The 14,410-nt window shown below is 63.6% G+C and carries 10 protein-coding genes; 4 read left to right on the top strand and 6 right to left on the bottom strand.

What is annotated here, in order from left to right; genetic code table 11:
* Complete coding sequence (locus C41B8_RS17490) at positions 1-2,562, bottom strand: heavy metal translocating P-type ATPase (protein WP_051883738.1); 2,562 nt, start codon at positions 2,560-2,562, stop codon at positions 1-3.
* A 148-nt stretch (positions 2,563-2,710) separates the two neighbouring features.
* On the opposite strand from C41B8_RS17490, the gene C41B8_RS17485 reads away from it, so the two are divergent.
* On the top strand, positions 2,711-3,133 hold the full coding sequence (locus C41B8_RS17485) for a MerR family transcriptional regulator (protein ID WP_037341237.1): 423 nt from the start codon (positions 2,711-2,713) through the stop codon (positions 3,131-3,133).
* A 202-nt stretch (positions 3,134-3,335) separates the two neighbouring features.
* Here the strand turns inward: C41B8_RS17485 and C41B8_RS17480 are convergent, their stop codons facing one another.
* From C41B8_RS17480 to C41B8_RS17470, 3 genes are all read right to left on the bottom strand, one after another.
* On the bottom strand, positions 3,336-4,292 hold the full coding sequence (locus C41B8_RS17480) for a cation diffusion facilitator family transporter (RefSeq protein WP_084189176.1): 957 nt from the start codon (positions 4,290-4,292) through the stop codon (positions 3,336-3,338).
* Positions 4,293-4,460: 168 nt separating this feature from the next.
* Positions 4,461-6,758 carry a heavy metal translocating P-type ATPase gene (locus tag C41B8_RS17475; protein ID WP_198025276.1) on the bottom strand — a complete coding sequence of 766 codons (2,298 nt, stop codon included), beginning with the start codon at positions 6,756-6,758 and terminating at the stop codon, positions 4,461-4,463.
* A gap of 144 nt (positions 6,759-6,902) precedes the next feature.
* A complete protein-coding gene (locus C41B8_RS17470; RefSeq protein ID WP_037341206.1) occupies positions 6,903-8,102 on the bottom strand; it encodes an MFS transporter in 1,200 nt (399 codons plus the stop codon).
* Between the two features lie 696 nt (positions 8,103-8,798).
* Between C41B8_RS17470 and C41B8_RS17465 the strand changes: the two genes are divergently transcribed.
* Positions 8,799-10,487 (top strand): methyl-accepting chemotaxis protein, encoded by a 1,689-nt coding sequence (locus C41B8_RS17465; RefSeq protein WP_037341204.1) that lies wholly within the window; start codon positions 8,799-8,801, stop codon positions 10,485-10,487.
* Positions 10,488-10,757: 270 nt separating this feature from the next.
* Here the strand turns inward: C41B8_RS17465 and C41B8_RS17460 are convergent, their stop codons facing one another.
* Positions 10,758-11,597, bottom strand: coding sequence for an alpha/beta fold hydrolase (locus C41B8_RS17460; RefSeq protein ID WP_037341202.1), 840 nt, complete (start codon positions 11,595-11,597; stop codon positions 10,758-10,760).
* Positions 11,598-11,840: 243 nt separating this feature from the next.
* On the opposite strand from C41B8_RS17460, the gene C41B8_RS17455 reads away from it, so the two are divergent.
* Complete coding sequence (locus tag C41B8_RS17455) at positions 11,841-12,746, top strand: LysR family transcriptional regulator (RefSeq protein ID WP_037341199.1); 906 nt, start codon at positions 11,841-11,843, stop codon at positions 12,744-12,746.
* A gap of 150 nt (positions 12,747-12,896) precedes the next feature.
* Here the strand turns inward: C41B8_RS17455 and C41B8_RS17450 are convergent, their stop codons facing one another.
* Positions 12,897-13,517 (bottom strand): hypothetical protein, encoded by a 621-nt coding sequence (locus C41B8_RS17450; protein ID WP_037341197.1) that lies wholly within the window; start codon positions 13,515-13,517, stop codon positions 12,897-12,899.
* Positions 13,518-13,935: 418 nt separating this feature from the next.
* On the opposite strand from C41B8_RS17450, the gene C41B8_RS20240 reads away from it, so the two are divergent.
* Entirely contained in the window at positions 13,936-14,352 is a 417-nt protein-coding gene (locus tag C41B8_RS20240; protein WP_198025275.1) for a LysR family transcriptional regulator, read from the top strand.
* Positions 14,353-14,410 lie beyond the last annotated feature (58 nt).

Here is a 14,410-nt window from a genome sequence, read left to right as displayed (position 1 = left end):
TCAGGCAACGCCAGCGTCAGACGAAACCCGCTCTGGCCGATGTTGCCCGGCGGCCGTCGTCGGCACTCGCAACAGGCGCAGCGCGTTCGCCGTGACCAGCACCGCGGCGCCGGTATCGGACAGGATGGCCGGCCACAGGCCGGTCAGCCCGGCGATCGTGGTCACCAGAAATATGGCCTTCAGTCCCATCGCCATGCCGATGTTCTGGTGGATATTGCGCAGGGTGCGTCGCGAAAGCGCGACCATGGCGCCGACGTCGCGGATATCGTCGTGCAGGCTGGCCGCGTCACCCGTTTCCAGGGCCACATCCGTGCCGCCGCCCATCGCGATGCCGACATCGGCCGCGGCCAGCGCCGGGGCGTCGTTGATGCCGTCGCCGACCTTGGCCACCTTGAGGCCGCGGGCCTGCAGTTCATGCACGGCGTTCTGCTTGTCTTCCGGCATGAGATCGGCCCGCACGTCGATACCGAGCTGGCTGCCGACGGCTTCGGCGGTACGCCGGTTGTCGCCGGTGAGCATGACCGTGTCGATACCGCGCCGCTTGAGATCGGCCAGCGCTTCCAAGGCTTCGGGCCGCGGCTCGTCCCGCATGGCCAGCACGCCGAGCGGCTTATCGTCGACCAACAGGACGGCGACGCTCTTGCCCTCGTCGTTCAGGCGCTCGAGACGCGACTCGGTATCGGCATCGATTGCCGCACGCCGACGGGCTGCCGCGATCGAGCCCAGAAACAGCCGCTGGCCATTTAGCTCCGCGGCCACGCCTTCGCCGCTCAGCGTTTCGCCGCGGTCGACGGCGGGCACCCGGAGATCACGCGCCTCGGCGGCGGTCGTAACGGCACGCGCCAATGGGTGGCTGGACTGTTGTTCAACAGCCGCCGCCAGGCGCACCACGCGTGCCTCGTCGGCATCGCCGAGTGCCATGACATCGGTCACGCGCGGCCGACCTTCGGTGAGTGTCCCGGTCTTGTCGAAGGCGACGGCATCGATGCCGCCCAGCGCTTCCAGGATGGCCCCACCCTTGATCAACAGACCGCGCCGCGCGCCGGCAGACAACGACGCCGCGACCGCGGCCGGCGTCGAAATCACGAGCGCACAGGGGCAGCCGATCAACAGGATGGCCAACGCCCGATAGATCCAATCGCTCCATACACCGCCCAGCAACAACGGCGGGACCACGGCGATCAACACGGCGACGGCCACCACGCCCGGGGTGTAATAGCGCGAGAAACGATCGATAAAGCGTTCGGTCGGCGCCTTGGACTCCTGCGCCTGTTCGACCAGCCGCACCACGCGGGCGATGGTATTGTCATTCGCTGCAGCGGTGACGCGCACGCGCAGGGCCGCCCCGCCGTTGATCGTACCGGCATAAAGCGTGTCGTTGGCCTGTTTGCGCACGGGCGTACTCTCGCCGGTCACCGGGGCCTGATCGACCGCGCTTTCGCCTTCGATCACCACGCCGTCGGCCGGAATACGGTCGCCGGGACGAACCAGGACGGTCATATCCGGACGCAGCGTAGACGCCGGCACTTCGCGAATCGAGCCGTCGGCCTCGACCCGCTGTGCCGACTTCGGCACCAGATCACTCAGCGCCGAGATGCTCGACCGCGCCCGGCTGGCCGCCACGCCCTCCAGCCATTCACCGAGCAGGAAAAGGAACACGACGACGGCGGCTTCGCGCGTGGCCCCCAAGGCCATGGCACCCACGGCGGCGATCGACATCAGCATTTCGATGGAAAACGGCGTGCCCGCGAGAACCGCGCCCATCACGGCCCGCCGCCCGACCGGGACCAGCCCGATGAGCGTGGGGATGCCGAACCAAAGGAATGCATAGCCGGGCACGATGGCCGTCACGACAGCGGCCAGCGCCAGCGTGACGCCGCTGGCAAGCGCGGTGACGAGCTTGGTATTGCGATACCACGGGATTTCGGCGGTGTGACTAGCCGCGTCGGTGACGGGCGACGCGTCTTGATCGCCGGCGTCGCGCTGGTGCGATGCATCGCTGCCATCGTCGCCCTCGCGTTCGATACCGTAACCCAGTGCCCGAACACGTTTTTCCAGCGGCGCCGGCGACATATCGGGCCCGTGCTGCACGGTGAGACGGCGATTCGGCACGGAAATCTGCACGTCAACGCCGGGCACCCGACGGACGGCACTGTCGATCTTGGCCGCGCAGCCGCCACAATCCATACCGCTGATCCGGTAGCGCGTGACCGCTCGATCGGCACCGGGCTCGTCGAACGCCGTAGCTTCGGGCTCGGCGCCATGATCGTGTCCGCAGCACGCGTCATGGTCAGCATGAGCGCCACACGGCGACTCCGCATCCGCCCGCGTTTCGTTGGCCGAGATGCGCGACGCGCTATAGCCAAGCGCCCGAATACGTTTTTCCAGCGTGTCGAGCCGGGCATCCGCCTCGTGCTCGACGGTCAGGCTGCGAGCCGTAACCGACACCGAAACCTGGTCGATACCGGGCACACGGCGCGCCGCACCCTCGATCTTGGCCGCACAGCCGGCACAGTCCATGCCGTCGATATGAAAACGGCTTGTCTTGGCGGAAGCACTCATAGTCATCACGCTCGGCGTTCGAACTAAGTCGAATGCTAAGTGCTATAGCGGCTATAGGATCAAGCCCGGCGCGGGACGCCGGTATAGCGTTTGACTCGCCGGCAATCCGTTCCTATATCTATAGTGACTATAGAATATGGAGCTGCCCATGCCCGCGCTATCCATCGGCCAGGTCGCCGAAAGCAGCGGCGTCAAAGTGCCCACGATTCGCTACTACGAACGCATCGGCCTGCTTGCGGCCCCCGCACGCAGTGCGAGCAATCGCCGGGAGTACACCCCGGACGCCGTACAGCGCCTGCGCTTCATCCGGCATGCACGCGAACTCGGTTTCGACATCGAGGCCATTCGCACGCTGATCGAGATGCAGCATCATCCGACGCAGTCCTGTGAACAGGCCGACGAGATCGCCAGCGCCCAGCTCGCCGCCGTCGAGGACCGGATCGAGCGGCTCACCGCGCTCAAAGGCGAACTGGAGCGCATGCTCACCTGCTGTCGTCACGAGCGCGTGCGCAACTGCCGGGTGATCGAAACGCTCGCCGATCACGACAAATGCCTGCACGAAACACATTAAAGCGCTTCCGCTCTCGTATCGAAGCAGCCAGCTCAAAGCGATCGGAGCATGAACAATCGCCGGGCCCGTCTTCAGTGCGCCGGATCAAGCGCGTTTCGTTGCCACACCACGGTCGGCGTCACGGCCTGCTCTATCAGCTTGGCCATCACCCGGCCGAGTTAACGCCTCGGCCGGCGTCAGCACACAGAGGATCAATCGCGTTTTATGACGTCGTCTGCTCGAAGACACAGACGACGCGATCCTGATGATGATGCGCGACCCGGCCGCTGGCCTGATCGATGTGCTCGGTCTGCAGGGTGCTGTGCACGATTTCGAAGCGATCGTGCAACATCGCGTCGACCGAACGGCGGATCTCGTGGCAGTCGAGGCCGGCATCGACATGTATCTCGGCCGAAAGACAGGGCATGCCGGAGGTGACTTCCCAGACGTGCAGATCCTGTACCGCACGGACGCCATCGACGTCGACCATGGCCTGCTGCAATGTATCCGGGTCCAGGTCCGCGGGCGCGGCCTCGAGAAAGACGCGCCCGGATTCCCGCACCAGCCCGTAGCCGGATTTCAGCATCAGCGCCGCCACCGTGAGGGCCGCGATCGCATCCAGGCGATACCAGCCGGTGAACCAGATCAGAAACCCGGCAATCGCGGTCGCGATAAACGCATAAAGATCGGTCAGAATATGCTGGTAGCTGCCTTCAACGTTGAGACTTTCGCGATTGGCGCGACTCATCGCCCAAGTGGCGGCCAGATTGATGACGATGCCCACCAGCGCCACGATGCCGACGAACAGCCCGTCGACCCGCGGCGGCTCGATCAGCCGCACCACGCCCTCAACGAGAAACCAGATCGACAGCAGCAGCAACACCAGTCCGTTGGCCTGCGCGCTGAGGATTTCGGCACGTTTCAGGCCGAACGTGAATCGCCCTTCCGGCGGCTTCGCCGCCAGTCGCATCGCGATCAGCGACAGCCCGATCGCGCCCACATCGGTGAGCATGTGGCCGGCATCGGTGATGAGCGCCAGTGACTGGGCGACGATACCCACGATCACTTCGACGATCATGAACGCCGTGAGCAGGCCGAGCGCGGTATACAGATAGCGCCGGTCGGCATTCGCCGACACGCCATGACTATGGTCGTGATGATGTCCGTGATCGTGGCCCATGGTATCTGTCCTCTCGGCTGCGGCCGACGCGGATCGGCAGCGCGGCTGCTTCCACGCAACATGCGCGGTGTGGCCGCGGTTATACAATTGCTTTGGTGCCGCATCGCGGCCGATAGAGGTTCTTGTTGTCTCAATCGCGCCTGACGTTGTAGCGCACGGACAAAGACGCTATTCGTTGGACAGCGCCTGAAACATCTCGTCTTCCTGAGCGAAATGCAGGCGCATCACCGCACTCAGACTGAACAACAGCCGGCGCAACTCGAAGACCTCGAACTCGGTCAGCGGCGCGGCGGTCAGGCTGTTCACGAATGCCGTATACAGCCGCGCCAGATGATAGATCTCGCGATGGGTACAACTCATGGCCGCGGTCGGGTCCGTGCCCTGCATCAAGTCGGCGAGCTGCGGATATAACTGTTTTTCGTCCTGGCGTTCGTGCGGCAGCAGCTGTTCTTCGATCAGCGACGCGATGACGATGAGTTCGTCGCGAATCGCCGACGCCGACGCTCGGTCGCCCAGCCGATGCGTGACTGTATCGATGCGATCGAGCAACGGCCGCAACCGATCATGCTCTTCACCCCACTGCTGGATCGTGGCCGGGGGCAGCCCGGGAGCAGTACGCCGGCCGAGGGCCGGCATCAACGCGCGCAACGCGTTGACGATAACCGCCACATCGATGCCTTCCTGCAGCAACGCGCCCCAGACGGGCGGCAGATAGCCGGCGGCCGCGACCGCCATGGCGCCCAACGACAGCGCCATGCCCATGACGACACTCTGCCGCGCGATATGGTCGCTGCGCTGGGCGATGGTCAAGGCTTCGGCCAGCCGGTCGATGCGGTCCTGCATGAGCACGACATCTGCCGCCTCGGCCGACGCGGCGGCGCCGCGCGCACCCATTGCGATGCCGACATCTGCGGCTGCCAGCGCCGGGGCATCGTTGATGCCGTCGCCCACCATGGCGGTTTGATAGGGTCCGCGCTCGGCCCGGACCGCGGCCACCTTGTCCACCGGCGAGCGTTCCGCCAGGACCTTGTCGATATCGAGTGCTGCCGCGATGGTTTCCGCGACCTCGACGCGATCACCGCTGACCATGACGATACGCTGCACCCCGGCCTGTCGCAGGCCACGCAACGCCCGCGGCGCGTCCGGCCGGATCGTATCGGCCAACAGAATCGCGCCAGCCACCGCGCCATCGACGCCGACAAACGCGGTGGACAAGCCCTGCAAAGCGGATTGACGAAGAACGCCGGTCGCCCAGCCCTCCGGTACCGCGCTCCGGGCCGCAAAACTCGCGTTTCCCACGACGACGGCGTGCCCTTCGACACGGCCGGCGACACCCGCGCCCGGCACTTCTTCGATATCGTCCGGCAATGCCAGCATCAGGCCCCGACGCTGTGCCTCGGCCACGATGGCCCGAGCCGATACATGCTGGCAGGCCTGTTCTACCGAGGCCGCGAGCCGTAGCAGCGCATCCGGCGTCATGCCGGAACGCGACTCGATGCCAACGATACGCGCCGAACCGTGGGTCAGCGTGCCGGTCTTGTCGAACAGCACGACGCGGACACCCGCCAGGGCCTCGATCATCGCCGCACTCTTGATCAACACCCCGCGCCGGGCCGCCCGGGAGATACCCGCGACGATCGCGATCGGCGCCGCCAGCAGCAGCGGGCACGGCGTCGCGACCACCAGCACGGCAAACCCCCGCACCGGGTCGCGCGCGATCAGCCCGGCCAGGCCGGCGACCGCCAACGTCAACGGGATGAACCACAGCGCATAGCGGTCGGCCATGCGCGTCAACGGCGCCTTGCTGGCCTGGGCTTGTTCGACCAGTCGGACGATAGCGCTGTAGGTCGAATGCGCGGCCGTGGTCGTCGCGCGCATCTCGAACGCCTGGCCGCTGTTGATCGCGCCGCTGCGCAGCACCGCCCCGGCCGCGTAGGCCACCGGCTGGGATTCACCGGTGAGCGCGGCTTCGTCGAGCACCGCAGCCGCGCTGGCAAGCGTGCCGTCGACGGGCACGGTATCGCCGGCGCTGATCAGCAGCCGATCGTCCACGATAATCTCGCTGACCGGAACCGTTTCCAGTCGATCCTCAACGTACCGATGCGCGGTCTTCGGCGCCTTTTCCAGGAGTGCGGTCAGGCTTGCACGCGCGCGGCGCCCGGCCACCTCTTCCAGCGCCCGGCCGCTGGCGAACATCAACGCGATGATCACGCCGGCCAGATACTGATCCAGCCATAACGCGCTGGCCATCGTCAGCACGGCCAGCACATCGACTTTGGCCCCGAAGGCCCGCAGCTGGGTGAGCGTGTCGTACAGCAAGAAGGCCAGCGTGATCGCAATCCCGCCGGCCCATGCCCCCCGATTGAGCACGACATGGCTGGTGAGTCCGCCAACGCCGCCCACGACCAACGCCGTGGCCGAAACCGCCAGCAGTATCTGGTATTTACGAGCGCCCCATTTCGCCACGCGCGCCTACCTCAACGGGCCACGGTGAAACAGTCCGATCAGCGGGGCGGCGCGCCGCCCATAGCGGCAAGTTCAGCCGCAACCTGCTGATATCAGCATACGCTCGCCGCCGGCGGGGCGGTCGACTCGCCTTGGGTTCGAATGCTACCCAGGCGAACGGCGCAAGAGCACGAACAGCAACCCACAGGCCACGATCTGGGTCGCGATAACGAACACCGTGACGGCCACGAGCGATGCATCGTAGAGCGCGCCGATCACGGTCGATCCTCCCAGCCAGGCCAAACCATAGGCGGCGGTGAATACGCCGTATGCCGTACCGCGCCGCGCTGCGGGGGTCATGTCGGCGACGGCCGCCCGAAATGTCGATTCGTGGATGCCCATGGCAGCGCCCCAGACCGCAGCGCCCGCCCACACCAGCGGCACGGCGTCGCTGAACGACAGTATCGGCACCACCCCGGCCAGCGGCAGGGCCGTGAACAGCGCGCGCAGACCGATGCGGTCATAGAGCCAGCCCGAGCCCAGCGCCGACAGCGCGGCCGCTGCCATGGCGACCGCATACGTGACCGGAATAAGCGCCGGGGCGATGATGCCCGCCACCTGATCGTGGTACGCGAGCACCGCAAAGGTGGAGAAGCCCAGCATGGCCATCGCCGTAAACGCGGTATAAAGCCAGAACGTCGCCGACAAGGCCCGGGCCGGTGCCGCTTCCGCGTCCGCTTGGTCGACCGGCGTCGGGGCGTCGTAAGCCGTGGGCTCCGGTACGCGCCGGCGTAGCCACAGCAGCACGGCGAGCGTCAGCACGCCCGGCACGGCCAGTACAGCGAAGCCCGCCCGGTAGCCGGACAACGCGATCATGCCCGCCACGATCAACGGCCCGACAAACGCACCCGACTGGTCCATCGCCTCGTGCACAGCGAACGCCAGACCGCGCCCGAACGAGGCATGGCTGGCGGCCGCGAGCATGGTATCGCGCGCCGGCGTCCGGACCGCCTTGCCGAAGCGTTCGCCCACGATCAGAGCGCCGACCTGGGCCAGGGTCGACGCCACGGCCAGGAACGGCACGGCAATCACGGTCATGGCGTAACCAATAATCGATAGCGTCCAGTAACGCTGCGTCCGGTCCGACAAGGGCCCGCTCGCCAGTCGAAATACGAGCGCGACCGCCTCACCAAGCCCGGTGATCAGACCGACCGTCATGGCCGAGGCTCCGAACGTCGCCAGATACGGCCCCGACACGCTGCGTGCGCCCTCGTAGACCATGTCCGCGAGCATGCTGACCACGCCAAAAGCCAGCACGAAATGGCGGGCCGTCAACTGGTTGCGCCGATCATGCCCCGGGGCCATAGCTTCACCTTTTGTATTGCAGATTGCGTGTCCGGACCGGCCGGCCGCCGCGCCTACCCGCCGCGGCAGCGATCCAGCATAAGGCGCTGGATCATACGCGGCTCAACGTAAACGCAAGGTGCGCTCGACGCCCGAACCGGTTTCGGCACGCGTCGCGGTCATGCCTGCGATCGAGAGGGGCCGGCCGTCGCCAGGCCATGGCGCACGTCGATACCCGCGAGCACGGCGGGCTTTCAGCAAGCGGTGATGAACGACAGCCGCCATTCCGGGGCCGCCCGATCGACGGGCGATCTGAACCCGGCTTTTCATCTCGGCTCAAGATGGCGCGAGGCGTGGTCCGTGGCGCATCGCCGCAAACGCCGGTCAGCCGGTCGAAACCTGACTTGGGGTGAATGATCTCTCCGAGCCGGGCGAGATGTCGGCATCACGGCAAATAAATAAAACGCCAAGCGAATCCGGCCCAAGCGGGCATCCGAACCACCAGCGGATCCGCGTTATATCTCGAAATTTTCTTACAGTTTCAACAAATACCGCCGATAACACGGCTATAACACGCCTAAAACCCTCCTGTTGGGGAATCACGGGACGATAACTCGCATCGCCGCTATCGGCTCGACAGACCGATCGATCGAATTCTTGGGCACGGGTCACAGCCGTCGTTCGCGAAATTTTTAATTTTTTTACGAGAAATAGCACATGTTTAATTTAATTCGGAGCATCAAGGCCAAGCTGGGGCTGGGTCTCGGCTTGATCCTGGTGCTTGTTCTGGCCCTCGGGGCCGTATCGATGGTGTCGTTGCACAAAGCGAATGGCATCAGCAATGCCATGTATTCGAACAACCTGCGTTCGGTACGCGATCTCACCGACATCAACTCATTGCTGAGCCGCCTCCAAACCCGGGCGCTGAAAGTTCTGAACAAGCAAGACTCGAACGCGGCCGCCGATCTGGCGACCTTCTTCAAAGACACGAACCAGCAGATCGACACTCGTTTCAAGCGCTACTACCCCAGCAAGGTTCGGGGCGCCACGGAGAAAGCCAGCGCCCAACAGGCGATAGCGGCCTATCACGACTTCGTGCCCAAGATGCAGAAGTTCATCGGTCTGGCCCAATCCGGCAACTATCAACAGGCCAGCCAATACTACGACGCGCAAGTCGATACGCCGTTTAAAACGCTGCGCACCGAGATACGGCAACTCTCCGACTCGCAGGTATCTCAAGCTCGCACCGCCCATGAAGCCGGGATGAGTCAAGCACACACGACCAATATTCTGGTGTGGACGTTGCTGGCCATCGTGCTGGTACTCACGCTCGCCATTACGGCGTGGCTGACCCGCATAATCACCAAACCGCTTGCCAGCGCGCGCGATCTGGTGGCAGCGATCGGTGAAGGCCGGCTCGACAACAAGGTGGTCAACCCGTTCAAGGATGAGTTCGGCCAGATGCTGGACGGCCTATACGAGATGCAGGACCGGCTTGCCCATATCGTCACTCGCGTGCGCCAAGGTTCGGACTCCGTCAGCGTGGGCGCCGGTCAGATCGCCAGCGGCAACGACGAATTGAGCACGCGGACCCAGGAACAGGCGGCCAGCCTTGAGGAAACCGCCGCTTCCATGGAAGAAATGACTTCGACGGTCAAGCAGAACGCGGATAACGCCGCGCAAGCGGACCAGTTGGCCCAGGAGGTTCGGACCCAGGCTCAGCACGGCGGCGAAGTGGTCGGCCGGGCAGTCCAGGCGATGGACGAAATCAGCGCATCCAGCCGCAAGATCAGCGAGATCGTGGGTCTGATCGACGAAATTGCCTTCCAGACCAACCTGCTGGCCTTGAATGCGTCGGTCGAAGCCGCGCGCGCTGGAGAACAGGGGCGCGGATTCGCCGTGGTCGCCACCGAGGTCCGCAACCTCGCCAGCCGTAGTGCGACGGCCGCCAAAGATATCAAGACGCTGGTCGAGGACAGCGCGGCCAAGGTGGCCGACGGCTCGCGCGAAGTCACGCTCTCGGGCAGCACGCTCGACGATATCGTCGCCTCGGTGACGAAAGTCAGCGACCTGGTCGCAGAAATGGCGTCGTCGAGCAAAGAACAGGCCAGCGGTATTGACCAGGTCAACGTGGCCGTCAGTCAGATGGACAGCATGACCCAGCAAAACGCCTCGCTGGTCGAGGAATCCGCGGCGGCCAGCCGCTCGCTGGAGGAACAGGCGAACGAGCTCAAGACACAGGTCGCCTTCTTCCGGATTGCGGCCGGCGAGCAGCCGCAACCCAGCCCGGTACGCGCAGCAGAATCTCGGCCGGCGCCGAAGCCCAAACCCGCTCCGGCCGCGCCCGCGACACCCGCCGCAGCCACGCCATCGCAACATAACGAAGAGGACTGGGCGGCGTTCTAATCACGTCGATACGCTGCCATGCCGGGGCACCCGGGGACATGTGGCGTGCAAACCCAAGGGCTCGGCTTTGCCGAGCCCTTTTTTCTAGACGCGAATAACGCGATACATTCGAAATGCAGGCAATTGGAGCCTATTTAAATAGACTCTAAAGCCGGCTCCGACGGCCATGACGTTCTTCGTCAGCCGATCGGAGCACAGCCGTGACTTGGCCTTATTCCAACAAGCCGGCAAGCCCCATTCGGCCCACACGCGATAGTTGCCGCCAGATCATCAGCCAAGGAAGCGGCGAATCGCCGCCGCGATCTCCTCGGCATGGGTTTCCAGGGCGAAATGACCAGTGTCGAAGAACTGCACCTCCGCCTCCGGCAAGTCCCGCTTGAACGCTTCGGCGCCCGGCGGCAGGAAGAACGGGTCGTGCTGCCCCCAAACTGCAAGAAAACGCGGCTGGTAGGTTCTGAAATATTCCTGGAATGCAGGATACAGTTCGATATTGTTGCGGTAATCGCCGAACAGATCGAGCTGGACCTCAGCAATGCCCTCGCGCTCCAGATAGTGCATATCCAGCATATAGCCGTCGGGCGACACGCGCTCCGGCTCGGGCACACCATGGGTGTACTGCCAGATCGTGGTCTCCTCGGTCAGCAGCACACGCAAGGCATCGCGATTCGCTTGCGACGGGTTTTCCCAGTACGCCCGCACCGGGTTCCAGCCATCTCCCAGCCCGTCTTCGTAGGCGTTGCCGTTCTGGCTGATGATCGCCGTGACTCGATCGGGGTGATTGAGTGCTAGGCGAAATCCGGTCGGCGCGCCGAAATCGAAGACATACACCGCAAAACGATCGAATCCGACCTGCTCGGTGAACCCGGCCATCGATTCGGCCAGCGATTCGAATCGGTTTTCCTTGGGCAGATCCGAACGACCGAAGCCGGGCAGATCGGGGGCGACGATGTGATAACGGTCGGCAAGTTTCGGAATCAGATCGCGAAACATATGACCCGACGTCGGAAAGCCATGCAGCAGCAATAGTTTCGGCGCGCCGGGCACGCCGGCTTCGCGATAGAAGATATGAGTGCCGCCAACGTCGAGACTGCGGTAACGGATATCGTTCATAGTGGACTCCATTAGTGTTCGAGACGAGAGGATCCGGCCGGCCCGCGCGATCGGGATCGGGCGGCTCACACGACTCCGGCGACGACCGCGCATAGGCAAGGCGATCGCGGCCCGGGCCGGCGCTCCCCCGGTGTCACTCGATCGCCCGGGTGTGATCTCCCGGACGCGACTTACGTTAGAGCCTTTCGGTTTCCCGGATAACCGGGCAATATCAGGAATAACCATCCCGAATATTGGAATACTGTGGATCGCCTGGACGCCATGTCGCTGCTCATTGCCGTCGCCGAAGAAGGCAATCTCTCGGCGGCCTCGCGACGCCTCGGCATACCGTTATCGACCGTGCATCGCCGGATCGGCGATCTCGAAACACATCTGGGCAGCCGCCTGCTCAATCGCACGACGCGCCATACCGAGCTGACTGAGGCGGGCGCGGCTTATGTCGCCGCATGCCGGCGCATTCTCGAACAGGTCCAAGAAGCCGAGCGCGCCGTCCGCGGCGAATATGCCGAACCGCGCGGCGAGCTCGTGATGACGGCGCCGATCGTGTTCGGGCGATTGCACATCGTCCCGCTGATCACGGATTTCATGGCCGCTTATCCGGAGATCGACGTGCGACTCTTGCTCGTCGATCGTCGGGTGCATCTGATGGAAGAACCGGTGGATGTCGCGCTACGCATCGACGACTTGGCCGACAGCCGCATGGTCGCCGTCCCGGTCGGCCGAATCCGTCGGGTCTGCTGTGCCAGTCCGGCTTATCTGGCGACCTTCGGGCGCCCGAGCCATCCCAGCGAGTTGGCGCGGCATCAATGCATCGTCATGGGTGCCCCAAGCGCGCGGCATGCCTGGTCATTCGTCGATGACGGACAGCGCATCGCCGAGACCATCGAACCGCGCCTGACCATTACCACCGCCGAGGGCGCGATTGCCGCGGCCGAACGCAGTGGCGGCATCACGCAGGTCTTGTCTTACCAGATCGCCGAAGCGCTCGAAGCCCGCCGGCTCGAAACCGTCCTGGCGCCCTTCGAGCCTCCGCCCTGGCCCGCCAGCCTGATGCACAGCGGGCAAACCCCGATGCCACAGAAAACACGGGCGCTGATGGATTTTCTCAAACCACGGCTTCGGGAAAGACTGAACGCACTGCCTGTATGACCGGGTCAGGTGCGCCCGCGATAAACCGGGCAATGCCAGATCTCGCCGCCGCCCGGGCAGTGCTCCACCAACTGTGGTGGGTTCCGACCAGCCGCCCCCTGATCGCGCCGCGTCTTTCGAGGGCCAAGGCACGCGGCTTCGGCATTGTTACTACGCGGCGCTAATGACCTTCAAGGCATGTGAAGCCGCCGCATGCAAAAGCCCGTAGTTCAGCGTTTGGGCGCCCTCAAGCGGTTCGGAGGCGACGGAATAACGATTGTCATCCGGGTGATCGGCAGCCCAGAGCGATGCATCCAGATCGAGTCCATTGGATAAGTCATATACTCCGTCTTCGATGTAGCACATCAGCTTGACGCCACGCGGGCGCGCCCAAACGCCGGTTACAAGCGTCCCACCCTTGAGCGCCGGCTTGTGCTCGAAGCGGTGCATGTAATAAAACGCGTCGTCCCAGACATAATCGATCGACAGCTCGCCCGCATACTCATGCGGCGCACATGGTGTCAGCTGGCCTTGTTTGGAGTGATTGTGCGCCGCGATGGCTACGCCCCAGGTTGCATCCCAAATGTCCTTATGAAACTGCCAGTAATCGACCTGTGTCTGATAGGCCGCCAGTAAGGCTTTGTGGAATGTCGCCAGATCGTTGGGGCCCATGTCGTCGGGCGAGGTTTTCGAACCCTTGGTCAGCTTGCCGACGAGGCCGTCGATGACCTCGATGTTGCTGGCACTCTCGAAATAAAAACGAAGTGATTCGGGGACCGTTAACAGCATCATCTCAAAATCCAATTCGGGCCCAGAGCTGGCGGCGAAACATTCTGAATTCGACGTCGTCCGCATCCGCCGGCAGGAATTGCTCCCATCGACGCAGAAAGTTGAGCCAGGAGACCGGGTGCCAGTCGTAATTCAGGCTCTTAAATATCTCCTCGGAGTCACGGCTACCAGTTATCACTGGTGGCCTGTTTTGCCGTGTCGATTATTACTACCGGGAAAGGCTGTATCCTGCAATTGGTTATATATGGGAATCTCCTTCCCGAATATGCAACAACCTCGAACATATTCTAGTTATCAAGTCGACCTCATAATTGGCCGTGGGCATTACAGCAGTGACGGCAACGCGGGCCACTTATGAAACCAAGGCACATCGTATCCTCCGTCTACCGATATGCCCTCTTTCGGATAAGGGATAGTTACTGTGGATCTAAATAATTTGGCCACCTTCATAGAAGTCGCTCGTCACGGCACGATATCGGGCGCCTCCAAGGCTCTCCGTATCCCGACATCAACGATAAGCCGCCGCCTCAATCGGCTCGAAGACGACTTCGAATCACGACTCTTATCGCGAAACTCCAGGCATTGCAGCCTTACCCCAAGCGGGCAATTGCTTTACGACTATGCGTCCGGGCTGATGGACGATCTTCTCGAAGCGAAGAACATGCTGCACGAGACAGACGGCCACCTAAGCGGACGCATGAAAGTCTCGATCCCGACGGAGTTCGGTGTCGTCTGGCTCAGCGACGTGGTCTCCGAATTCGCCCGAGACCACCCGCTGGTCGATTTAGAGTGCATCACGAGCATGCAGTCGCTTGACCCAGTTCGGCAGGAAATATGAAGTGGACCCCGTGAGCTGGACAGCCCACAGCGATTTTTAAGTGGCAAGCTGCCTGGTT

The sequence above is a fragment of the Salinisphaera hydrothermalis C41B8 genome (assembly GCF_000732535.1).
Classification (GTDB): domain Bacteria; phylum Pseudomonadota; class Gammaproteobacteria; order Nevskiales; family Salinisphaeraceae; genus Salinisphaera; species Salinisphaera hydrothermalis.
Note: the sequence above shows the minus strand (reverse complement) of the source record. Positions and strands in the feature narration are given on the sequence as shown.

Excerpts from the sequence above, each read along its gene's own strand:
- C41B8_RS17490 (WP_051883738.1), bottom strand. The coding sequence starts at position 2,562 with ATGAGTGCTTCCGCCAAGACAAGCCGTTTTCATATCGACGGCATGGAC.
- C41B8_RS17485 (WP_037341237.1), top strand. The coding sequence starts at position 2,711 with ATGCCCGCGCTATCCATCGGCCAGGTCGCCGAAAGCAGCGGCGTCAAA.
- C41B8_RS17480 (WP_084189176.1), bottom strand. The coding sequence starts at position 4,292 with ATGGGCCACGATCACGGACATCATCACGACCATAGTCATGGCGTGTCG.
- C41B8_RS17470 (WP_037341206.1), bottom strand. The coding sequence starts at position 8,102 with ATGGCCCCGGGGCATGATCGGCGCAACCAGTTGACGGCCCGCCATTTC.
- C41B8_RS17465 (WP_037341204.1), top strand. The coding sequence starts at position 8,799 with ATGTTTAATTTAATTCGGAGCATCAAGGCCAAGCTGGGGCTGGGTCTC.
- C41B8_RS17460 (WP_037341202.1), bottom strand. The coding sequence starts at position 11,597 with ATGAACGATATCCGTTACCGCAGTCTCGACGTTGGCGGCACTCATATC.
- C41B8_RS17450 (WP_037341197.1), bottom strand. The coding sequence starts at position 13,517 with ATGATGCTGTTAACGGTCCCCGAATCACTTCGTTTTTATTTCGAGAGT.